22 protein-coding genes and 1 pseudogene are annotated in these 20,938 nt (G+C 69.2%); 7 read left to right on the top strand and 16 right to left on the bottom strand.

Going from position 1 to position 20,938, the window contains the following annotated elements; all coding sequences use genetic code 11:
* Positions 1-12: 12 nt before the first annotated feature.
* Positions 13-1,119: a citrate synthase 2 gene (locus AB0L53_RS44730; RefSeq protein WP_214643257.1), complete on the top strand. Its 1,107-nt coding sequence runs from the start codon at positions 13-15 to the stop codon at positions 1,117-1,119.
* A gap of 54 nt (positions 1,120-1,173) precedes the next feature.
* Here the strand turns inward: AB0L53_RS44730 and AB0L53_RS44725 are convergent, their stop codons facing one another.
* On the bottom strand, positions 1,174-3,828 hold the full coding sequence (locus tag AB0L53_RS44725; RefSeq protein WP_364008365.1) for an ABC transporter substrate-binding protein: 2,655 nt from the start codon (positions 3,826-3,828) through the stop codon (positions 1,174-1,176).
* A gap of 127 nt (positions 3,829-3,955) precedes the next feature.
* Between AB0L53_RS44725 and serC the strand changes: the two genes are divergently transcribed.
* Positions 3,956-5,065: a phosphoserine transaminase gene (gene serC, locus AB0L53_RS44720; protein WP_364008362.1), complete on the top strand. Its 1,110-nt coding sequence runs from the start codon at positions 3,956-3,958 to the stop codon at positions 5,063-5,065.
* Positions 5,066-5,069: 4 nt separating this feature from the next.
* On the opposite strand, the gene AB0L53_RS44715 is transcribed toward serC, so the two are convergent.
* Complete coding sequence (locus AB0L53_RS44715; RefSeq protein ID WP_364008359.1) at positions 5,070-5,444, bottom strand: BlaI/MecI/CopY family transcriptional regulator; 375 nt, start codon at positions 5,442-5,444, stop codon at positions 5,070-5,072.
* 133 nt (positions 5,445-5,577) lie between these two features.
* On the opposite strand from AB0L53_RS44715, the gene AB0L53_RS44710 reads away from it, so the two are divergent.
* Positions 5,578-6,114 carry a TIGR00645 family protein gene (locus AB0L53_RS44710; RefSeq protein ID WP_358554649.1) on the top strand — a complete coding sequence of 179 codons (537 nt, stop codon included), beginning with the start codon at positions 5,578-5,580 and terminating at the stop codon, positions 6,112-6,114.
* A gap of 311 nt (positions 6,115-6,425) precedes the next feature.
* Here AB0L53_RS44710 and AB0L53_RS44705 read toward each other — a convergent pair whose 3' ends face one another.
* Both AB0L53_RS44705 and AB0L53_RS44700 read right to left on the bottom strand, forming a co-directional pair.
* Positions 6,426-6,977: an EF-hand domain-containing protein gene (locus AB0L53_RS44705; RefSeq protein ID WP_358554646.1), complete on the bottom strand. Its 552-nt coding sequence runs from the start codon at positions 6,975-6,977 to the stop codon at positions 6,426-6,428.
* A gap of 145 nt (positions 6,978-7,122) precedes the next feature.
* The gene (locus AB0L53_RS44700; protein ID WP_364008354.1) at positions 7,123-8,040 is read right to left on the bottom strand and encodes a hypothetical protein; all 918 of its coding nucleotides are present in this window, start codon (positions 8,038-8,040) and stop codon (positions 7,123-7,125) included.
* A gap of 137 nt (positions 8,041-8,177) precedes the next feature.
* Here AB0L53_RS44700 and AB0L53_RS44695 point away from each other — a divergent pair, with 137 nt between their 5' ends.
* Complete coding sequence (locus AB0L53_RS44695; RefSeq protein WP_364008351.1) at positions 8,178-9,407, top strand: transposase; 1,230 nt, start codon at positions 8,178-8,180, stop codon at positions 9,405-9,407.
* On the opposite strand, the gene AB0L53_RS44690 is transcribed toward AB0L53_RS44695, so the two are convergent.
* The 10 genes from AB0L53_RS44690 to AB0L53_RS44645 all read right to left on the bottom strand — a co-directional run bounded on the left by AB0L53_RS44690 (position 9,390) and on the right by AB0L53_RS44645 (position 17,325).
* Positions 9,390-9,548 (bottom strand): sigma factor-like helix-turn-helix DNA-binding protein, encoded by a 159-nt coding sequence (locus tag AB0L53_RS44690; RefSeq protein ID WP_364008508.1) that lies wholly within the window; start codon positions 9,546-9,548, stop codon positions 9,390-9,392. The two genes, AB0L53_RS44695 and AB0L53_RS44690, sit on opposite strands and share 18 nt — an antisense overlap.
* 6 nt (positions 9,549-9,554) lie before the next feature.
* Complete coding sequence (locus AB0L53_RS44685; protein WP_364008348.1) at positions 9,555-9,938, bottom strand: RNA polymerase sigma factor; 384 nt, start codon at positions 9,936-9,938, stop codon at positions 9,555-9,557.
* Between the two features lie 96 nt (positions 9,939-10,034).
* On the bottom strand, positions 10,035-10,649 hold the full coding sequence (locus tag AB0L53_RS44680; protein ID WP_358554634.1) for a rhomboid family intramembrane serine protease: 615 nt from the start codon (positions 10,647-10,649) through the stop codon (positions 10,035-10,037).
* 101 nt (positions 10,650-10,750) lie between these two features.
* Entirely contained in the window at positions 10,751-11,515 is a 765-nt protein-coding gene (locus AB0L53_RS44675) for a crotonase/enoyl-CoA hydratase family protein (RefSeq protein ID WP_364008344.1), read from the bottom strand.
* A 6-nt stretch (positions 11,516-11,521) separates the two neighbouring features.
* Complete coding sequence (locus AB0L53_RS44670) at positions 11,522-12,295, bottom strand: SDR family NAD(P)-dependent oxidoreductase (protein ID WP_225294103.1); 774 nt, start codon at positions 12,293-12,295, stop codon at positions 11,522-11,524.
* Between the two features lie 48 nt (positions 12,296-12,343).
* Positions 12,344-12,682: an STAS domain-containing protein gene (locus tag AB0L53_RS44665; RefSeq protein ID WP_225294105.1), complete on the bottom strand. Its 339-nt coding sequence runs from the start codon at positions 12,680-12,682 to the stop codon at positions 12,344-12,346.
* Positions 12,683-12,792: 110 nt separating this feature from the next.
* On the bottom strand, positions 12,793-13,554 hold the full coding sequence (locus AB0L53_RS44660) for an ABC transporter ATP-binding protein (RefSeq protein ID WP_358554625.1): 762 nt from the start codon (positions 13,552-13,554) through the stop codon (positions 12,793-12,795).
* Positions 13,551-14,342 (bottom strand): cobalt ECF transporter T component CbiQ, encoded by a 792-nt coding sequence (gene cbiQ / locus AB0L53_RS44655; RefSeq protein WP_364008339.1) that lies wholly within the window; start codon positions 14,340-14,342, stop codon positions 13,551-13,553. The genes AB0L53_RS44660 and cbiQ overlap by 4 nt, the downstream gene beginning before the upstream one ends.
* A gap of 30 nt (positions 14,343-14,372) precedes the next feature.
* Complete coding sequence (locus tag AB0L53_RS44650) at positions 14,373-15,422, bottom strand: energy-coupling factor ABC transporter permease (RefSeq protein WP_364008336.1); 1,050 nt, start codon at positions 15,420-15,422, stop codon at positions 14,373-14,375.
* Positions 15,423-15,498: 76 nt separating this feature from the next.
* Complete coding sequence (locus AB0L53_RS44645; protein ID WP_364008334.1) at positions 15,499-17,325, bottom strand: glycosyltransferase family 2 protein; 1,827 nt, start codon at positions 17,323-17,325, stop codon at positions 15,499-15,501.
* A 335-nt stretch (positions 17,326-17,660) separates the two neighbouring features.
* On the opposite strand from AB0L53_RS44645, the gene AB0L53_RS44640 reads away from it, so the two are divergent.
* Together AB0L53_RS44640 and AB0L53_RS44635 are read left to right on the top strand one after the other, a co-directional pair.
* Positions 17,661-18,002, top strand: a complete 342-nt coding sequence (locus AB0L53_RS44640) for a hypothetical protein (RefSeq protein ID WP_364008332.1) — start codon at positions 17,661-17,663, stop codon at positions 18,000-18,002.
* A gap of 17 nt (positions 18,003-18,019) precedes the next feature.
* Positions 18,020-18,154: pseudogene (locus AB0L53_RS44635) on the top strand (ClpX C4-type zinc finger protein); the annotation flags it as partial.
* 507 nt (positions 18,155-18,661) lie between these two features.
* On the opposite strand, the gene AB0L53_RS44630 reads toward AB0L53_RS44635, so the two are convergent.
* Positions 18,662-19,213 carry a CHRD domain-containing protein gene (locus AB0L53_RS44630; RefSeq protein WP_364008329.1) on the bottom strand — a complete coding sequence of 184 codons (552 nt, stop codon included), beginning with the start codon at positions 19,211-19,213 and terminating at the stop codon, positions 18,662-18,664.
* Positions 19,214-19,373: 160 nt separating this feature from the next.
* On the opposite strand from AB0L53_RS44630, the gene AB0L53_RS44625 reads away from it, so the two are divergent.
* On the top strand, positions 19,374-20,300 hold the full coding sequence (locus AB0L53_RS44625) for a D-2-hydroxyacid dehydrogenase family protein (protein WP_364008326.1): 927 nt from the start codon (positions 19,374-19,376) through the stop codon (positions 20,298-20,300).
* Between the two features lie 58 nt (positions 20,301-20,358).
* Here AB0L53_RS44625 and AB0L53_RS44620 read toward each other — a convergent pair whose 3' ends face one another.
* Positions 20,359-20,928, bottom strand: coding sequence for a CGNR zinc finger domain-containing protein (locus AB0L53_RS44620; RefSeq protein ID WP_364008323.1), 570 nt, complete (start codon positions 20,926-20,928; stop codon positions 20,359-20,361).
* Between the last annotated feature and the right edge of the window lie 10 nt (positions 20,929-20,938).

The raw sequence follows: 20,938 nt of genomic DNA, 5'->3' as shown, positions 1-20,938 counted from the left end.
AGGCGGCCGAGAATGTCCGACTTCAAACCCGGCCTCGAGGGCGTTGTAGCTTTCGAGACCGAGATCGCGGAACCGGACAAAGAAGGGGGCGCCCTTCGCTACCGGGGTGTCGACATCGAGGAGTTGGTCGGCCGTGTCCCCTTCGGGCACGTCTGGGGCCTGCTGGTCGACAACAAGTTCCAGCCGGGCCTGCCCCCGGCGGAGCCGTACCCCATTCCTGTCCACTCAGGTGACATCCGCGTAGACGTACAGAGCGCGCTGGCCATGCTGGCCCCGGCCTACGGCTTCAAGGCGCTCCTCGACATCAGTGACGAGGAGGCCCGCGACCAGCTCGCGCGCGCCTCCGTGATGGCGCTGTCCTTCGTGGCGCAGTCGGCGCGCGGCCTCGGCCTGCCGATGGTGCCGCAGAGCCGCGTCGACGAGGCCAAGACCATCGTCGAGCGGTTCATGGTCCGCTGGCGTGGCGAGCCCGACCCCAACCACGTCAAGGCCATCGACGCTTACTGGACCTCGGCCGCCGAGCACGGCATGAACGCCTCCACGTTCACCGCCAGGGTCATCGCCTCCACCGGCGCCGACGTGGCGGCCGCGCTCTCCGGTGCCGTCGGCGCCATGTCCGGCCCGCTGCACGGCGGTGCTCCGGCCCGGGTGCTGCACATGATCGAAGGTGTCGAGCACCTGGGCGACGCCAAGAAGTACGTGCAGAGCGAGCTCGACAAGGGCAGCCGGCTGATGGGCTTCGGCCATCGCGTCTACCGTGCCGAGGACCCGCGCGCGCGGGTGCTGCGCCGTACCGCGAAGGAGCTCAACGCGCCTCGTTACGAGGTCGCCGCCGCTCTGGAGCAGGCCGCACTGGAGGAACTGCACGCGCGCAAGCCCGACCGGGTGCTCGCCACGAACGTCGAGTACTGGGCGGCCGTGGTGCTGGACTTCGCCGAGGTGCCCTCGCACATGTTCACCTCGATGTTCACCTGCGCCCGCACGGCCGGCTGGGCCGCGCACATCCTGGAGCAGAAGCTCACGGGCCGCCTGGTCCGTCCGAGCGCCAAGTACATCGGCCCGGCGTCGCGTCCCCTCAGCGACGTTCCCGGCGCCTCCGAGGTCGTCGGCACCATCTGACGTCTCGATCCCGCTGTTCGTACGGCTGCCGCGTTCCGACGCGGCAGCCGTACTTCATTTCGGCTGCGAGTCGGCAGTGTCGGGCAGGCCGGCGCACACGGCGTCCTTCGGGGGCGGCTCAGTGGCGTCCAGCGAGCCGCAGCGGACGACCGGCTTCGGGTTGCCCGCCCGCGCCACGTCCACCTTCATGATCGCGAAGGCCTTGTCGACCGGGGCGTGCAGATCGGCGGAGCCGAAGTCGATCTTCCCGCTGGAGCCGTTCCAGACCCGCCGGGTCAGCCGGTACAGGATGTCGCCCCGGCTGGGCAGGCCGCCGCCCTCCTGCGCTCCGGCCCGGTAGGCGGTACTGGCCGCCTGGTAGAGCACGTTGGCCGCGTCGAAGGTGAGGATGAGGTTGTCGTCGGAGGACTTCGGGTGCGCGCCCGCGAGCAGGCCGCTGATGAACGCGGTCTGCTTAGTGGCGCTCTGGTTCCACACCGCCCGGTGCGCCAGCGCCACGTAGTAGACCTCCATCTGCTTCATGTGGGCGATCTCACCGGCGTGGTCGGCCATCGCCCTGACGACGTCGTCGCCCGCGAGCACCTTCGCGTCCTTGCAGCCGCTGCCCTCTATCGAGGTCAGGAAGCCGAGGAACTCCGAAGCCCGCCCGGCATAGAGGAAGACGTCCGGTTCGAGGCCACAGGCCGCCACAGCGGCCTCCTGGATGCCGCCCGACTCGACGTTGTAGTCCTTCGGCTCCTTGACGGTGATGCCCTGCGCCTTCAGCGCCGTCTCGAAGTCGTCGGCCAGGTTCTTCGTGTACTGGTCGGTGATCGATTCGTCCTGGACGATGACCGCGGACGGCTTGTCCACGTCCGCGAGCAGCATACGCCGGGCGAACCGCGCGCCCAGCGTCGCCTCACGGAAGTTGGTCGGCCCCACCTGGAAGTAGTAGGGGGACGGCTGGCCGGGCCGCTTGCCGTCGGCGGAGTCGCCGACGTAGCCGATCCGGTCCGCCGTCGCCGTGGTCGCCACCATCGGGATCTTCGCCAGGTGCAACTCCTCGATCGCCTGGCTGACGCCCTCCACGCTGCGCGGCAGGCCGATCACGCCCATCACGTGCGGGTCCCGCGCGGCGAGCTCGGTGATGAGCTGCGCCGTCCGGCGGCCGTGGCGGAAGTTGTCGCCGGCGTTGGCGATCAGCACCTGCAGCCTGGGCGTGGTGCTGGCGGTCCGCTGCTGCTCCTCCACCGCTTCCAGCTCGGACACGGCGGCCGACAGCCGGATGTCGTTCGCCTCCGTCTTCGTGATCGAGAACTCGCCGAACAGGACCACGCTGACATACCGTCCCGAGCCGAGGGCGTAGGCGTTGTTCGTGTCGATCTTCTTGACCAGGTCCTTCACGGCGCCGTCGAAGAGGTCGTCCGGCGTGGCTCCAGTGGCGTTCACGATGCCGACGCATTCGGTGCCGCTCCGCTCCGCCCATTGCAGGCCGCCGCAGTGCGCGGCTCTGTCCCGCTGCACCCAGAAGACCAGGGCGAACGGCAGGACCAGCAACAGCCCTATGGCCGTCCAGTAGGCCAGGGCCCGCTTCCTGCGCGGCCGCACCGGCGGGTACTCCCCGACGGCGGGCACATCCGTGGCCCGGATGCCGATCCGCAGGTCAGGGACGCGGAACCGGGCCGCGGCCCGCCACCGCCCGACGACCTCGGGCAGCCGGCCCAGCTCCTCGGACCCGATCGGCGGTCCGGGCGGGACGGAGGACACGGCCGCCAGCACGACCATCGGCGGCAGCAACCCGGTCGTCTTGGTGGTCTCCTCCACCAGCCGCAGGAACCGCGCGTTGACCCCGTCGGGATCGACGACCTCGATCAGCAGCAGGGCGTACAACCCCCTGCCCCAGCTCGGCCACGGGATGATCCACTTCTTGTACGCCTCGCGCAGATCGCGCATCAGCGCGTGGACCAATAACCGCTCGACGTCCGTGTCGTCACGCTTGACATCCACGTCGTCATCCGCGCCCTTGGCATTGGCCAGGCGGAGCGCGTACTTGGCGGGGCCCTCGAACGGATCCCGCCGGATGTAGGGCTGATTGCGGAGCCAGCCGGTGAACAGCGTCCCCCTGATCGAGAAGAAGGCCTGGCCGGTGGTGCCGAGCGCGGCCACCAACAGGCCGAGCACCCACGGAGCGAGGCCGACGAGATCGGCGGGACCGTTGAACCACCAGACGGCCAGCGTGCCGACCGGCACCCAGGTCGTCGCGGCGCGCGCCAGGAAGTCGGCCGAGGTCCTGCGCCCCCGGTCGCTGTCGCGGCTGCTCCGCTGCCAATCCTTGAGCCGTTCCTTGAACATCCGGTAGCCCGTGTGCGTGCCCGGAGCCGGCAGCCAGTCCTCGGACTTGTTACCCGGCGGCGGCAGATGCCGCTGCTTCCTCGCCCACAGTACGAACTGCGCCAGCGGAAAACGCGGCGGCGGCAGCAGCGACCCGCCCACCGGCTTGCCCAGCTCGCCCTGCTCCCCCGCCAGAGCCTCCACCAGCTCCTGGATCGACTTGTGCGCGCCCTCCCTGACGTGGGCGTAGGGCACGGAGTCCTGGAACGGCTCGGCGAGCAGCTCGGCCGCGGCGCGGGCCTCAGGGCCCGTCACGAGCACCGTGGGCAACGGCGGGTCGGCCCGCCAGAACACCGGCCGGCGAATCAACGCCTCGACGACACTCCGCAGATCGGCCACCCGGACTCCTCCAGCCGGACCTCACCCGTGTTGCTGGTCCAACGAATGATCGAGGGAAATGGTTCATCCTTTCTCAGGATCCGGACCCGGGTCCAGGCAACGTCCTCGGGTAAGTACCCTTGGTCAGGTGGCTGACATCGTGATTCCCGCTGACATCAAGCCCGTCGACGGCCGCTTCGGCTGCGGGCCCTCGAAGGTTCGCACCGAGCAACTGGCCGCGCTCGCCGCCTCCGGCGCGAGCGTCATGGGCACCTCGCACCGCCAGAAGCCGGTCAAGAACCTGGTCGGCCGCGTACGCGCCGGCCTCATCGACCTGTTCGCGCTCCCCGAGGGCTACCAGGTCGTGCTGGGCAACGGCGGCACCACCGCGTTCTGGGACATCGCCTCCTTCGGGCTCATCCGGGAGCGGTCGCAGCACCTGTCGTTCGGCGAGTTCTCCTCGAAGTTCGCCACCGTCGCCAAGAAGGCTCCCTGGCTCGGCGAGCCGACGGTGATCAAGTCGGAGGTGGGCACCTACCCGGCCGCGGTGGCCGAGGACGGCATCGACGTCTACGCGCTCACCCACAACGAGACCTCGACCGGCGTGGCCATGCCGATCGAGCGGGTCGGCTCCGACGACTCGCTGGTGCTCGTGGACGCCACCTCCGGCGCGGGCGGCCTGCCGGTGTCCATCGACGAGACCGACGTCTACTACTTCGCCCCGCAGAAGAGCTTCGCCTCCGACGGCGGCCTGTGGATCGCGCTCATGTCGCCGCGCGCCCTGGAAAGGGTCGAGGAGATCGCCGCCACCGACCGCTACGTGCCGGAGTTCTTCAGCCTGCCGGTGGCGATCGACAACTCCAGCAAGGACCAGACCTACAACACCCCGTCGGTGGCGACGCTGTTCCTGCTGGCCGACCAGCTCGACTGGATGAACAGCAACGGCGGCCTGGCCTGGACCACCGCCCGCACCGCCGACTCCGCCCAGCGCCTCTACACCTGGGCCGACAAGACCTCCTACACCACGCCGTTCGCGGCTCCCGAGTTCCGCTCGCAGGTGGTCGGCACGATCGACTTCTCCGACGACGTGGACGCGGCGGCCGTGGCCAAGGCGCTGCGCGCCAACGGCATCGTCGACACCGAGCCCTACCGCAAGCTCGGCCGCAACCAGCTGCGCGTGGCGATGTTCCCGGCCATCGACCCGGCCGACGTCGAGGCGCTGACGGTCTGCATCGACTACGTGGTCGAGCGTCTTTGACCCGTCACTTGGTCGAGCGCATTTGACCCGTACGGCGCTCTAGCTCGTCCAGCAGGGCCAGGGCGTCCTCCTCCTCGACGCTCTGCGCGAACCTCGCCAGCACCGGCAGCCGGTCGGTGCTGGCCGCCAGCGCCTCCAGCATGAGCCGCGTGACGTGCTCGTCCCTGGAGTAGGCGGCCGCGTACTTGAAGGCGTTTCGGTACGGCGTGCGGACGAGCAGCCCCTTCTTCACCAGCCGTTCGGCGACGGTCTGCACCGTGGTGTAGGCGAGTTCGCGCACCTCGTTGAGCGTGGCGAGCAGCTCGCGCACCCGCATCGGCTTACCGGCATCCCACAGCACGTCCATGATCGCGCGCTCCAGGGATCCCAGGTTCGCCAACAGACCAACCCTCCGGCTCGGTGAGTTAGGAAACATTCTTCCCTAAAAGGCCCGCGCGCGACCAGGGCTGATCTCCCTTTCCGCCCAGTTGTGGCGACATATCCTCATGTGACAGGGGTTATACCGGATGAGTATGAGCAGGCGGCCCAATGGCCTGGGCTACCTGATGTTCGCCAGCCGCTGGCTGCAGGTCCCCCTCTACCTGGGGCTCATCGTGGCCCAGGGGGTGTACGTCTGGCAGTTCATGGTCGAGCTCTGGCACCTGATCGAAAGCGCTCTCCATGGTGGCGACACCGACATGGAAGTCACGGTCATGCTGTCGGTGCTGGGCCTCATCGACGTGGTGATGATCTCCAACCTGCTCATCATGGTCATCGTCGGGGGCTATGAGACGTTCGTCTCGCGCATCAACCTCAACGAGCACCCCGACGAGCCGGAGTGGCTGTCCCACGTCAACGCGAACGTCCTCAAGGTCAAGCTGGCCACGGCCATCGTGGGCATCTCGTCTGTGCACCTGCTGCAGACGTTCATCAAGGCCCAGACGATCCCGGACAGCAAGATGATGTGGCAGACGATCATCCATCTGGCCTTCGTCCTGTCGGCCATCGGGCTGGCGCTGATTGATCGCCTGCTGTCCTCGTCCCCGGCCGAGCGGGTGCACAGCTCCTAGTGCCGTCTCGGTCCCTGTGACGGTCCGTGGTGACTGGGGTCCTTTCGGTGGGATCCCCCTTGGGGGGAGGAGGATCCGGTCCGTCGTGGCTGGGGTTCTTTGGGAGGGATCCCCCCTTCGGGGGGGGGGGAGAAAGAAGCCGGTCCGTCGTGGCTGAGGTCCCCTTGGGGATGCCCCTTTCGGGGCGGTGGAAGAAGCCGGTCCGTCGTGGCAGTGGCCGCTAGGAGGGGACACCCCTCCGGGGCCGGAATGTCCGGCGGGCGTTCCTTGACTCCGCGCCGGCCACCATGAGCGTCAGGGTCTGGCCGGGCTCACCGGTCGCGGCCGCCCAGCACCCACGCGCTCGCGTCATCGGCCGATCCGGGCGCGTACATGCCCCGCAGGGCGGCCGTGTACTCCTCGCGGGAGATGCGCCCGTCGCCGTCGGTGTCGATGCGGTCGAAGAAGCCGTTGGACGTCTCGGCGGACTCGCCGACCGCCGCATACAGGCGGGCGAGCTCCGGCCGGGAGATCGAGCCGTTCGCGTCGGCGTCGACGGCGTCGAACACCGCGTCGGCGACGGGCCGCAGACCGTTGTCGTAGTAGTGGGGATCCTCCGCCGCGCCCGCCTGTACGAGGGCGACGTACTCGTCGCAGCTCACCCGGCCGTCCTCGTCGGTGTCGGCGCGGCGGATCTGCTCCCACCACACCCGGTAGGCCGCCCGCAGCTTCGCGTGCGAGGGCGTGTCCGGGTCGGGCGCGAGCGCGGCGCACATCCGATCGCCCAAGCGCTCGAAGTCGGCGGCCTCGAGATATCCGCTGCCGTTGACGTCGATGACGGCGAACGCGGCCCTGAGGTTGGCTTCGGCCAGAGGATTCGACACGGGGTGGCTCCCTTCGTGGAAACTTTACGTAATCATTCCACTACGGAGTGTCTCGTGTGTCGAGATGTGGCCGGGTGTCGATCATGCCGGTCAGGTCAGGGTGAGCGCCCGGCAGCAGGCCCTACAGGGTCGAGTAGCAGGCGCTCTACTTACCAGTTACCGGGTTCTTCGGGAGGTGTTTCTCCGTGACCAGCAGCCTCACCGTGCCGTCCTGCTCGGGCTCGGCGGCCCAGACGTACCAGTGGTCGCCGACCTTGGCCAACTGCTTCGCCGGGTTCATGCCGAAGCCGTTGCCGTCCGGGTTCGGCTCGATGATCCGGAAGACCACCCGCAGCCCTCGCCGGCGCGCCTCGGCCGCGACCTTGCCCACGGTCCGCCCATCGGCGTCGTAGCCTTCGAGCATTTCGCCCTTCCTACCGGCATCCCCGAAGGCCTGGTACTTCTCGCCGGGTTTGGCCGGCCGGCCCAGGTAGAAGACGCCCCGGCCGTTGAACCCCTTGCTCACTGTGACGGTGAGGAAGCAGCCGTCGTGGCCCAGCGCGCAGCCGGCCGGCTCCAGGCCACCACCGAGCCTGTCGGCCATGGTGGTTCCGGCGAATCCGTAGCGCACGATTGCGCCCACCTGGGTCGGTGAGGCGGGGATCGGCTCCAGGCCGATGTGGAGGCCTATCGCCTGGAACGCCTCGGCGTACAGGGCATGGTCGGCGAACGGGTCCTTGATCCTGGCGATGTACTCGTCGCCTCGCAGCTCGATGTCGATGGCGGCGTTCGCGTACGAGCTGGCGGTGCCCGCGTTCCGCTCCAGCAGGACCGGCCCCATGACGACGGCGGTGGCGAGCGCGGCGGTGGCGGCCAGCCCCACGAGCAGGCGGCGGGCGCGGCGCGATCTCGGCGCCCGGCGCCCGACGGTTGCGGCTGCCGTGCCTGGCTTCTCCTCGACGATGGCCGCCAGCAGCGCACGGGCCCCCGCACCGGACGCCTGGCCGGCCAACTGCTCATCGTTGACCCTGGCGAGTTCGCTGATCCTGGCGAGTTCACTGGCCGGTTCGCTCAACTCGTTCATCTGAATGGTGGCGCGGAGACCCGGTCCTTCAGGTCCGGGAGGTAGCGCCACCCCTCCTCTCGAAAACAGTATGGAAAGACTCGGTCACGTTCGGTAATGTGTGCGGTGAGTGAGGCCGCTGTGACAGGAGGTGCACGATGGCGATCCGCCGCTCCGCCACCAAACGGCACGGCCTGCCCACGATCGTGCGGCTGCGCCTCACGCTTACTCCGGGGCAGGCTGAGGCGCTGGCGGCGGCGGTGCTGTTGTGTAATCAGGCGGCCACCGTCGTCTCCCGCCTGGCCTGGCAGCATCGCGTCTTCGCCGTGGTGGAGTTGCACCGGCTGGCCTACTACGAGGTGCGGGCGCAGCTGGCCGGGCTGGGCGCGCAGGCGGCCGTGCGGGCGATCGCCCGGGTCGCCGGCGCCTACGCCAACCGGCGCGCCAGCAAGAAACATGCGCACATCTTCCGGCCGCACGGCGCCATCCCGTACGACGCCCGGCTGATGAGCTTCAACCGTGACGCCCGCACGGTGTCGCTGTGGACCCCCACCGGCCGCGTCACCATCCCCTACACCGGCCGCCCAGACGACCTCAAAGCCATCGACACGCTGCCGATGGGGGAGGCTGACCTGGTCTGCCGGCGCGGGGTGTGGCTGCTGCAGGTCGCGCTCAGCTTGCCCAAGCCGGTGGTGGGTGAGCCGGTGGGCGGCTTTGTCGGGGTGGATCAAGGCGTAGCGAACCTGGCGGTCACCTCCGATGGTGCGGTGCTGCCCGGCCCCGCCCTGCCGGGGCCGGTCGGCGGCAACGGCCACGTCCGCACCCTGCGGGAGCGGCGCCACCGTCAACGCCGACGGTTGCAGAAGAAGGGCACTGCTGCGGCGCGGCGGGTGCTGCGCCGTCTGTCCGGTCGTGAGCACCGGATGATGACCGACCTCAACCACCAGATCAGCACGTTTGTGGTGCGTGAAGCCGAACGCACCGGCCGTGGTGTCGCCCTGGAGGATCTGCAGGGCATCCGCGGCCGGGTAAGGGCTCATCGGTTCCAGCGGCGCACCCTGCACGGCTGGGCGTTCGCCCAGCAGATCACCTTCACCCGCTACAAAGCCGCCCGCGCCGGAGTCGCCTTCGTGCTGGTCGACCCCGCCTACACCTCGCAGGCCTGCCCGGAATGCGGGCACGTCAGCCGGGCGAACCGGCCGGCGCGGGGCCGGTTCGTCTGCAAAAGGTGCGGCCTCGCTGGGCACGCCGACCACATCGCAGCCCGCAACATCGCCGCACGCGGCATAGCGGGCTGGGCTGTTATCAACCAGCCACACGCTACCGGCCTCCCTTCAGCCAGACGGGACCGTGAGAGCAAACCACCGGCTTCAGCCGGTGGTAGTTGATCTGGACTCCACGGGGAGACGGTTGACGGAGACGCCCGCGCCGGCCAAAGCCTTGGACAAGCGCTTGCGCGCGCGATGGAGCCGGATGCGTACGGCGTTGCGTGAGCAGTCGAGGACCTTGGCGAGCTGGGCATGGTCCAGCCCTTCTCAAGCGACCAGCGACAACAGCTCGCGATCGTCCTCGTGCAGCTCCTGGAACGCCTGCGCGATCACACTCAGCTCGACGCTGCCTTCGGGCGAGTGGGCGTAGAGGTCGGCGATGTCGGCGTTGAGCTCCACGCTTCTGGACCACCGCCTGACCTGGCCGCGCCGCTGGTTGGCCAAGACATTCCTGGCGATGCCGTACAGCCAGAGCCTGGCCTCCGCATGGGGCGGCAGGGCGTCGACGCGGCGCCAGGCGATGGCGAACGTCTCGGCGACCGCGTCCGCCGCGTCCTCGGGAGAATCACAGCGACGCAGGGCGTATCCGAGAATCGGCTCGTATGTCTGGGCATACACGGCCTCGAACCGGTGTCTTCGGTCGTCATCCACCGGCGGTTCCCATGGTGGCCTCCTCATGCGGGGGTTACGGACACCCCTTACATGTCTGAGGCCCTACTGGCATTTCACCCTGATTTGAGCGCGGGTCTACACCACTTCGCGCTTGCGGCGCAGCAGCCAGGCGGCGACGACGCCGCCCACCAGGCCGAACAGGTGGCCCTGCCAGGAGATGCCCTGCTGGTTGGGCAGCAGGCCCCACAGGATCGAGTAGTAGGCGATCCCCACGCCGATCCCGATGACGATGTCGAACACGCGCCGGTCGAATATCCCGCGCGCCAGGACGTACCCGAAATATCCGAACACCAGACCGCTCGCGCCCACCGTGATCGTGTCGGGGCTGGTGAACCAGGTGCCGATACCGCCGATCACGATGATCAGCAGGCTCGCCGCGAAGAACCGCCCGAGCCCGCGCAACGCCGCCAGGAACCCCAGGATCAGCAGCGGCAGCGAGTTGGCCATCAGATGCCCGAAGCCCACATGCAGGAACGGGGCGAAGAAGATGCCCACGAGTCCCGACGGGTCCCAGCCGACGATGCCGAACTCGCGGTCCAGGCTGCCGTTCGTCGTGTAGTCGACGACCTCGACGGCCCACATCACGGCGAGCATCACGACCATGACGAAGGTCGCGCTCAGGGCACCGGCGAGGAGGGTGCCCGCGCCGCGCTTGGCCGACTCGTACGCGGACCTCGAATAGTCGCTCATGAGCCCCTCCCGCTAGACCTTTCCTTCTTTACCGTACGCAGAAGAAGTTATGCGCGCGCGACGAAACCCCCTCCCAAAAAGGGGAGGGGGTCGGAAAAGGACTACTCGCCCTTCCACTGGGGGGCGCGCTTCTCGGCGAAGGCCGCCGCGCCCTCCATGGCGTCCTTCGAGCTGAACACCGGGCTGATGATGCCGCCCTGCTTGGCGAACATCTCCTCCAGCGACCAGTCCTGCGACTCGATGATCACTTTCTTGGTCGCCGCAAGGGCCAGCGGGGCGTTGGCGGCGATCTTGCGAGCCAGCTCCAGCGCCCCCTCCAGCGCCTCGCCCGCCGGGGTGATCCGGTTGACCAGCCCCAGCTCGTACAGGCGCGAGGCCGGGTAGTGAGCGCCGGTCAGGGCGATCTCCATGGCGACGTGGTACGGGATCCGGCGCGGCAGCCGCATGATGCCGCCCGCGCCCGCCACAAGGCCCCGCCTGGGCTCCGGCAGGCCGAAGGTGGACTCCGACGACGCCACGATCACATCGCACGACAGCGCGAGCTCGAAGCCGCCCGCGAGCGCGTAGCCCTCGACCGCCGCCACGATCGGCTTCTTGGGCGGCGACTCGGTCAGGCCGCCGAAGCCGCGGCCCTCGACCACGGGGAAGTCGCCGGACAGGAAGCCCTTGAGGTCCATGCCCGCCGAGAAGTAGCCACCCGCCCCGGTCAGGACGTAGGCGGAGATGTCGGGGCGAGCCTCCAGCGCGTCGACGGCTGCCGCGATGCCGCGGGCCACCGCGCCGTTGATGGCGTTGCGCGCGGCGGGCCGGTTGATCGTGATCACGGCGACACCGTCGGACTCTTCGACGAGCACTTCGTCAGACACGTGACCTCACTTGGGCTGGAAGCGGATGCCGCCGTCGAAGCGGACGACCTCGGCGTTCATGTAGTCGTTCTCGATCAGGGACCTGATCAGGTGCGCGAACTCGTCGGCCCGCCCCATGCGCTTCGGGAACACCACCGGCGCCACCAGCTTGGCCTTGAACTCGTCGGAGTTGGGCGAGAAGCCGTAGATCGGGGTGTCGATGATCCCCGGGCAGATGGTGTTCACCCGTACGCCGATGGCCGCCAGGTCACGCGCGGCGGGCACGGTCATGCCCACGATGCCGCCCTTGGAGGCCGAGTAGGCCAGCTGCCCCGTCTGGCCCTCCAGCGCCGCGACGGAGGCGGTGTTGATGACGACGCCCCGCTGCCCGTCGGCGTCCACCGGCTCGGTCTTGGCGATCGCCGCCGCGCCGATGCGCATGAGGTTGAACGTGCCGATCAGGTTGACCTCGATGACCTTGCGGAAGGAGGCGGGGTTGTGCGGGGCGCCCTCACGGTTGACGGTGCGCTCGGCCCAGCCGATGCCCGCGCTGTTGACCACGACGCGCAGCGGCTTGCCGGTGGCGACGGCCGCGTCGACCGCCGTTTGTACCTGCTCGTCGTCCGTCACGTCGGTCCGGGCGAAGACCCCACCGAGCTCGTCGGCGATGCTCTTGCCGCGTTCCTCGTTGAGGTCGGCGATGACCACCGTGGCGCCGTGGGCCGCGAGCTCGCGGGCCGTCGCCTCGCCGAGGCCGCTGGCCCCGCCGGAGATGATTGCTGCAGATCCGTTCACGTCCATATCCCGGACCCTAACCCGCCAACCGAATGAAGTTCTACTCGGGGTGGGTTAAATCTCGCCTACGGCCGTGTCGACATCGGAATATACCTTGATCCGCCGGTCGAGCCCGGTCGTGCGCAGGATGCGGGCCACCGGGGCCTGCGGCCCGGCCAATGACACGCCGCCGCCCTCTCCCGTGGCCAGCCGCCATGCCTCGATGAGCACCGACAGCCCGCTGGAGTCCATGAACGACAGCTGCTGGAGATCGAGCACCAGCCAGGCGCCATCCTGTTTGATGGCGTCTCGCACCTCGTCGCGGAGGAACGGCGCCGTGAACAGGTCCAGCTCACCCTCAACGGCCACCACCACGGCATCACCCAGGGCGTGTCGCGCAAGCCGCAGCTTCATTTGGCCCCTCCTCGATGAGCCACTGTACTTCGACATCCCCGGATACCGGGCATGCACAAACTCGGATCATCCGTATGTGAGGGCCGAAACAGGAAAATGACCTTCCTGGATCAGCCATGCTCCGCCGGCGCGGGGATGGCGAAGCCGTATGGAAGCTCCAGGCGGTGGCGGGCGAGCAGTTCGGCGTCGGCGAGCAGCTCGCGGGTGGGCCCGTCCGCGACGATCACGCCGTCGGAGAGGATCAGCGAGCGTTCGCAGAGCTCCAGCGCGTACGGCAGGTCGTGGGTGACCATGAGCACGGTCACGTCGAGCGAGCGCAGGACCTCGGCCAGTTCCCTACGGGCGGCCGGATCGAGGTTGGAGGACGGCTCGTCGAGCACCAGGATCTCCGGCTCCATCGCCAGCACGGTCGCCACGGCCACCCGCCGGCGCTGGCCGAACGACAGGTGGTGCGGCGGCCGGTCGATGACCTCCAGCATGCCGACCCGCTCCAGCGCGCCCTTGACCGCGTGTTCCAGCTCCGCGCCCGACACGCCCGAGTTGGCCGGGCCGAAGGCGACGTCGTCCCTGACCGTGGGCATGAAGAGCTGGTCGTCCGGGTCCTGGAAGACCAGGCCGACGCGCTGCCTGATCTCCTTGAGCGTGTCCTTGCGCACTGGCGTGCCCGCCACGCTCACCGATCCGTGCCCGGCCGTGAGGATGCCGTTCAGGTGCATGACGAGGGTGGTCTTGCCGGCGCCGTTGGGGCCGAGCAGCGCGACGCGCTCGCCGCGCCGGATCGTGAAGTCCACGCCGAACAGGGCCTGCGTCCCGTCGGGGTAGGCGTAGGCGAGCCGGTTGACTTCGAGGGAGTTGACGGCCGGAGAGTTCACAGTGACAGTCCTTGTACGGCTGACAGGCCTTGTACGGCGGACAGGCCTAGTACGGCCAGGGCGATGCCTGGCAGAGCGAGGGCCGTGGCCCATTGCCCAACGGATCCCGAAATTTCGCCCATCATCGGCATCCGTCCGGAATAGCCGCGACTGAGCATCGCGAGGTGCACCCGCTCACCCCGTTCGTACGAGCGGATGAACAGGGCGCCCGCCGAGCGCGCGATCACCGGGATGTGCCGGAAATTCCGGGCTTCGAAGCCACGAGACTCCCGCGCGACCCGCATCCGCCGCATCTCATCCATGATCACGTCCATGTAGCGGAGCATGAACATGGCGATCTGCACCAGCAGGCTGGGCAGCCGGAGCCGCTGGGCGCCGATGAGGATGACCCGCGGCTCGGTGGTGGCCGCGAGCAGGATCGAGGCGACCACGCCCAGCGTCGCCTTGGCCAGGATGTTCCACCCGGCCCAGAGCCCGGCCACGCTCAGCGAGACGCCCAGCACGGTCGTCCGCTCCCCCAGCCCGATCACCGGGATGAGGAAGGCGAACAGCACGAAGGGCAGCTCGACCACCATCCGCCGCAGCACATACGTCAGCGGCACCCTGGCGGCCACCGCGACGCCCGCGAGCAGGACCGCGTAGAGCCCGAAGGCCCAGAACCGCTCCCTCGGCGTCGCCACCACCACGATCGCGAAGGCGGCGACGGCCAGCAGCTTGCACTGCGGCGGGAGCCGGTGCACGACCGAGTCCCCTGCCAGGTAGAGCTGATGATGGTGCCCCGCGCCCACCTGACACTCACCGTCTCTCGTTCATTAGCCTCAGACCCGGGCCTTCTCCCGGCCACGGGCGGCATAGGCGACGCCCCCGGCGATGAGCAGCACGAGCCCGACTCCGATGATCCCGGCGACACCCACCGGGATGCCGCCCACATCACCGTAGTCGGCCAGCGCCCACGAGCCGAACACGTGGTGGGTGGCCTGGTCGAGGAATCCATGGTTCTCGGCGACCGCCTCCAGACCATCGGGATTGGAGGAGGCGAAGAAGGACACGATCCCGGCCAGCACCAGCGTCAGGCCGAGGCCGCCGAGCAGGAACGCCCGCAACGGGCCGCGGGCGGCGGTCACCGGCTCCTCGGCGGCGCTCACCGTGACCGTCGTCCCCGCGGTCGTCCCCACAGTCGCCCCTGCGGTCGCGTCCTCAGCGCCCCTCAGCACGAGAGGCGTGCTCAGCCCGCGCGCGCCGTACACGAGGTCCGGCCGGACGGCCAGCACCGCGCCGACGGTCAGGGCCGTGATGACGCCTTCGCCGATGCCGATCAGCACGTGCACGCCGCCCATCGCGGCCGCCACCGCGGAGACCTCGATCGGCGCGGTGCCGCCGACCCAGAACAGCGCCGAGAACACCAGGGCCGCTGACGGCACGGAGACCAGCGCGGCCAGGAACGCGGCCACCGTCACGCCGCCCCTGCCCTTGGCGAGCCGCGCGACCAGCCGGAAGACGCCCCACCCGACCAGTACGGTGACGATGCCCATGATCGTGATGTTGATCCCCAGCGCCGTGAGGCCGCCGTCTGCGAAGAACACGCACTGCACCAGCAGGACCACGGCCATACAGAGCACGCCCGTATAGGGACCCACGAGGATCGCGGCCAGCGCCCCGCCCAGCAGATGCCCGCTGGTGCCCGCGGCGACGGGGAAGTTGAGCATCTGGACGGCGAAGATGAACGCGGCCACCAGCCCGGCCATGGGCGCGGTCCGGTCGTCGAGCTCGCGCCGCGCGCCGCGCAGGCAGACCGCCAGGCCGGCGGCCGCGACCGCGCCGGCGGAAACGGATACGGCCGCGTTGAAGAAGCCATCGGGTACGTGCACGGCAAAGCCCTTCGTCAAGCGGTGTCGCAACATGCCTACTTTAGGACATCGTCTTGCACCTGCACATAGATGGCAATTAGCGGAGAATTCTGCGGAAGGCCGTACGGGTGGTCATCTTGAGCACGACCGTGCTCAGCCGCCCCTTGCCCGACGTCGCGTACGGGCGCACGCTCCGCAGCACGGCACCGCCGCGCAACCGGCCCCACAGCCGGCGCGGCGCGGCGACGGTCTGGGCGTCGGTCTCGATCCGGAACCTCGCGGGCGGCCCGCCCAGCTCGACCTCCAGATAGGCGTCCCAGATGCCCGGCGCGAACTTGCCCATCGCGGGCCGGGCCGCGAACCCGCCGCCCGGCAGCGCGACCACCCGCTCGGCCCGTTCGTTGCCCGTACGCCGCTCGCGCCAGACCAGCCGGGTGATCGCCGACGCCGCCGGGGTCACGCCCACGACCGTGACCTCGCCGTCGATGAGCAGCCGCCGCCCGAGCGTCCAGCGCGTCCGATGGATCCTGGCCCGGCCCGGCACGGTCATCAGGTGCCCGCCGACGTCGATGCTGAGGTTGCCGTTGTCCTTGGTGAAGTACGGCAGCGCCACCACGGCGCCGATGAGCCGGGGCGCCGGGCGGGTGACGCAGCCGTCGCGGTCGGCGCCGAGCCGGCCGTACCGGACCACGCCCTCCATCTCGACGGCCACCCGCAGGTCCCAGATGCCCGAGTCGAGCGCGGCCACGTCGACGCTGGCGACGAACGCGGCGCCCTCGCGCTCGGCGGGCACGATCAGCTCCTGCCCGCGCACGTTGCGGGCGCGCAGCACGAGCGCGACCCCGTCGTGCTCCGGCATGCCGTCGAGCCCGGCCACCCCGGTCACGACCAGCCGGTCGGCCTCCCAGCGCAGGCCGGTCAGCCGGCGGCGTACGGCGGCGCCCTCGATCTGGGCCAGCCGCACCAGGCGGTGGATGTCGCCGAGCGCGGCGATCCGCTGCTGGTCGGTCCGGCTGAGCTTGGCGTAGACGCCGGGCGTCAGCCACCGGTCGCAGAGCGCGGCCACCTCCTGCGCGATCTCCTTGCGCTGCACCTCGTCCGACTTCAGGAACGGCACGCCGAGCTGCTCGAACACGTCGAGCCTGAAGTGCCGGCGGAGCAGGTGGTCGCGCAGCGGCCCCGGCGGGACGTGCTCGGTCATGAGCTGGATCGGCCCGCGGATCATGCCGAGCCAGCCGCGTGGATCCCGGCTGCCCGGCTGCTGCATGATGCTGCTGCCGTCGGACCTGGAGACCAGGTGGTAGCAGTCGTAGTCGGCCACCACGGAGATCACCTTGGCGTGGCAGTAGGCGTGCACGGTGAAGTGGATGTCCTCGCCGACCAGCATGCCCTCACCGAACTTGATGCCGTGACTGATCAGCATCTCCCTGCGGAACAGCTTGAAGCAGCTCAGGCTGTTGTAGACGGCGCTGTCACCGAGCTCGGCCCGCTCGGCGCCGCGGTGGAACATCGACATCGGAGCGCGCCTGCCGTGCCCGACGACCTTGCCGAGCACGATGTCGGAGCCGTTGCGGTCGGCCATGGCGACCATGCGTTCGAGCGCCTCGGGGCCCAGGTAGTCGTCGGCGTCGCAGAAGAACACGTAACGGCCGGTGGCGTGCTCGATGCCGATGTTGCGCGGCCGCCCGGCGCCGCCCGAGGCGGCGATGCTGACGACCTTGACGTTGCCCTTGTGGTAGGTGGCGTAGAGGTCCAGCAACTCGTCGCTGCCGTCGGTCGATCCGTCGTCGACGACGATGATCTCTTTCCTGATCCGCTGCACCAGCGCGGCGGTGAGGCACCGGTCCAGGTATTCACGGCAGTTGTGGGCCGGGATGATGACGCTGACGTCCACCGCGTCCTCGTCGCCGTTCGATGTCGCCATAGCCACAACCGCGCCCCTCAGCCGCCATCACTTACCGCAGTCACCTCGTTTCAGTATGTGATGACGACCGGGCATCGCGTGGCCGATCTCGCCTCTTCATCCGCGCCTTTTCCCCAGACAGAAGATTCGCCGCACTCATCGCATAAGCGCAGGTGAAACCGCCAATCCGCACAATCCGGCGAGACCGAACGGGATTCAGGGACGCTGTTTTCCCACCTGGGTGGAGAGAACCTCCTCCGGGGGAAGGATGCGCTACCCCCACGCGAGGTCAGGTGATCCACGGGACGGGATGACGCGTCTACAGTGAGGCAACCTTGACCGGGGAGGTGGCGAGAGTGGGATCCGATCTTCGCGGGCCCAGGGTGACCGGCTCGGCCGTACACGATGCGGAGTTCATCGTCTCCTCAGCGCGACTGGGAGAGCTCCATGAATGCTCCGCCCTGCTCCGCCGTACGCGGATCAGGGCGGAAGAGATCGTGGACGAGGCACGAGCACTGCTCGCCGAGGCCGAGGCGCAGGGCGACCATGAGCGGATCGTCATCCGTGGCGCCCAGCTCGACGAGGCGCGCGAGGCGTACTGCAAGGTGCTGAACGCGTACGTGACGATCTGCCGCCGGATCAACGAGGAGCGGCAGGAGATCATGCAGGCGCTCACGGGGTTGTCAGGCACTACCTGACGCACTACTGTCAGGCCATGCCTGACTGGATGGACAACCTGCGCTGCTCGTTCTGTCACAAGAGCAGCGCCGACGTAGCCAAGCTCATCGCCGGACCCGGCGTGCACATCTGCAACGAATGTGTGGGGCTGTGCGCCGACATCCTCAAGGAAGTGGGGCTCGACCCCTCCCCCGAGCCCCGCCTGCCCATGTGGGAGACCATGAGCGAGGAGCAGATCCTCGATCACCTCCCCAAGATCGCCGCCGTGCAGGTCCAGGTCGACGACAATCTGCACGACTGGGTACGACACCTCCGCACCAGGAACGTCAGCTGGGAGCGCATCGGCGCCTCGCTCGGCATGACGCGGCAGTCCGCCTGGGAACGGTTCAGGGAATGATCGGTAAACCCCTGTGACTTGTGGGGCGTCCTTGATGCAGGGAGGCCCACCATGCAAGTCCTCGATGGCCTCGCGGCGCCCGATCTGGCCGAGCTCCATCTGGAGCTGATCCTCATCGCGGCGTTGCATGAGGAGGCAGAAGGCCTGTCCACCCGATGAACGGGCTCCAGCTCCCCGATCGCACCGGGGAGCTGGAGCAGGGGTCAGTATCTCATCGACCCGCTCGACCTGATCCGGGGAGCGGGCCTCAGCAGGTCACCGACCCAACTCGGGGAACCGGCCTCAGTGAGTCGCGGACCCGCCGCCCCCGCCGGGGAGCTGGCCGCGGATGGCGCCGTCGGGATACTTCGCGTTGTGCACGTTGACGTAGTACCGATCCGGCGACTTGACGATCCCGTGCAGCTCGTTCTGGGTCAGGACGAGCGCGGCGTTCGAGCCGTTCTGGCCCTTGGCCGCCTTGATGCAGCCTTTCGCGGGACCCTTGGTCGGGGCCTTCAGGGTGACGGTGATCGGGCCTGCCACGCCCCTCTTGCCCCGGTGGATGTGGGCGGCCGTGGCGGGCAGGATGTGGTCGGCGGTGATGGAGTAGCAGAGCGTCTCGCCCTTCACGTGGTAGGTGAAGGTGCCATGCCCGTCCGGGTCACCTGGACCCGGCACCTCCTGCCGACCGGTCATGACGACGCGTTGCCCCCGGTCGGCGGCGCCGGCGGGGCTCGCGGTGGCGACCTGGCTCGCGGTGCCGGTCGGGCTCGCGCCGGCGGGGCCCGGGAGGGCTGCGAGGCCGGTGACGAGGGCCGCGGTGGTGAGGGTGGCGACTGCCAAGGGTCTGCTCATGGGATGTGGTCCTCTCCCATCACACTTCAGGACACCCTGCCGCACTCATGTGTCGGTATTTCGAGGCGGCGAATCATGGGCGAAGCGGCTTGACGGTAAGCACCTGTACCTGCCGGATACAGCGCCGGTAATATCCGCATTTATGCTGCGCTGTGCCGTATTGGATGATTACCAGGATATCGCACTCGGCCTCGCCGACTGGTCCCCGGTGCGGGCGACGAGCTTTCGCGAGCACTTCGCCACGCAGGACGACCTGGTGCGGGCCGTACACGACCACGAGATCCTGGTGATCATGCGGGAGCGCACGCCGTTCCCCGCCGAGCTCTTCGCCCGGCTCCCGAACCTGCGCCTGCTCATCACGACGGGCATGCGCAACGCCTCCATCGACCTCGACGCCGCCCGCGCCCACGGCGTCACGGTCTGCGGGACGGCCGGCAGCTCGGCGCCGCCCACCGAGCTGACCTGGGCCCTCATCCTGGGCCTGGCCCGCCACCTGATCCCCGAGGCCACCGCGCTGCGGACGGGCGGCCCCTGGCAGCACACGATCGGCCTGGACCTGCGCGGCAGCACCCTCGGCCTGCTCGGCCTCGGCAAGATCGGCTCCCAGATGGCCGCCATCGGCCGCGCTTTCGGCATGGACGTGGTCGCCTGGAGCCGCAACCTCACCGCCGACCGGGCGGGTGAGCTGGGCGTACGGTACGCGGCCACGAAGGAGGCACTGCTGGCCGAGTCGGACATCGTGTCGATCCACCTCGTCCTCGGCGACCGGACCCGTGGGCTGATCGGCGCTCCGGAGCTGGCGCTGATGCGTCGCACTGCCTATCTGGTCAACACCTCGCGGGCGGCCATCGTGGACCAGACCGCCCTGATCGAGGCGCTGGCGGAGGGCCGCATCGCCGGCGTCGGGCTGGACGTCTTCGACGAGGAACCGCTTCCGGACGACCACCCGCTGCGCACGCTGCCGAACGTCCTGGCCACGCCGCACCTCGGTTACGTCACCCAGGGCAACTACCGCACGTACTTCCAGGAGGCCGTGGCCGACATCGAGGCATTCCTCGCGGGCGCTCCGGTCCGGCTGCTCACGTAACCCCGGCCCTCGCGGGCACCTCGGTCCGGTTGCTCGCGGGCACCCCCAGTCCAGCTGCTCACGTGGCCTTTCCCCGCGCCCGGAAGGCCGCGGTCTTGACCCGGTTCTGGCAGGCGGTGGAGCAGAAGCGGCGCGTGCCGTTGCGCGACACGTCCACGTAGACCCGGTCGCAGTGCGGCGCCGTGCACACGCCGAGCCGGTCGAAGAACTCGCCGCCGAGCACGATCGCGAGCCCGGTGGCGCAACTCGCCGCCCAGTCACCGGCCAGGGTGCCACCCGTGCCGTGGAAGTGGAGATGCCACGGCTCGCCGTCGTGCCGTTGGAGCGTCGGCCGGGCGTGCGACTCCTCAAGCAGGGTGTTGACCTGCGTCGCCGCCGTGTCGATGTCGTCCGCCGCGACGGCCTCGAAGACCAGGCGCAGACGCGCCGCGATCTCGGCGTACGCGCCGCCCTCCGCCTCGGTGACCTCGGGATGCGTGGGGTAGACGGTTCGGAGCACGTCCGTGGCAGCGGCGGCGAGATCGTGCGGCGCCGGCCAGGGCCGCCCCCGGCTCTCGCCCGGGGTCAGCACATTGACCACCGCCACGGCGACTCGGACGACCGCATCCGTGTGACTGTTGAAATCCACTTGACCAGTT

Origin of the sequence: Nonomuraea sp. NPDC052129, from assembly GCF_040680095.1 — a bacterium.
GTDB lineage: Bacteria > Actinomycetota > Actinomycetes > Streptosporangiales > Streptosporangiaceae > Nonomuraea.
Note: the sequence above shows the minus strand (reverse complement) of the source record. Positions and strands in the feature narration are given on the sequence as shown.

What these genes read in the sequence shown, in the direction of transcription:
- AB0L53_RS44730 (WP_214643257.1), top strand. Translation starts at nt 13, where the DNA reads ATGTCCGACTTCAAACCCGGCCTCGAGGGCGTTGTAGCTTTCGAGACC.
- AB0L53_RS44710 (WP_358554649.1), top strand. Translation starts at nt 5,578, where the DNA reads ATGAGCAGGCGGCCCAATGGCCTGGGCTACCTGATGTTCGCCAGCCGC.
- AB0L53_RS44700 (WP_364008354.1), bottom strand. Translation starts at nt 8,040, where the DNA reads ATGAACGAGTTGAGCGAACCGGCCAGTGAACTCGCCAGGATCAGCGAA.
- AB0L53_RS44695 (WP_364008351.1), top strand. Translation starts at nt 8,178, where the DNA reads ATGGCGATCCGCCGCTCCGCCACCAAACGGCACGGCCTGCCCACGATC.
- AB0L53_RS44680 (WP_358554634.1), bottom strand. Translation starts at nt 10,649, where the DNA reads ATGAGCGACTATTCGAGGTCCGCGTACGAGTCGGCCAAGCGCGGCGCG.
- AB0L53_RS44670 (WP_225294103.1), bottom strand. Translation starts at nt 12,295, where the DNA reads ATGGACGTGAACGGATCTGCAGCAATCATCTCCGGCGGGGCCAGCGGC.
- AB0L53_RS44665 (WP_225294105.1), bottom strand. Translation starts at nt 12,682, where the DNA reads ATGAAGCTGCGGCTTGCGCGACACGCCCTGGGTGATGCCGTGGTGGTG.
- AB0L53_RS44645 (WP_364008334.1), bottom strand. Translation starts at nt 17,325, where the DNA reads ATGGCGACATCGAACGGCGACGAGGACGCGGTGGACGTCAGCGTCATC.
- AB0L53_RS44630 (WP_364008329.1), bottom strand. Translation starts at nt 19,213, where the DNA reads ATGAGCAGACCCTTGGCAGTCGCCACCCTCACCACCGCGGCCCTCGTC.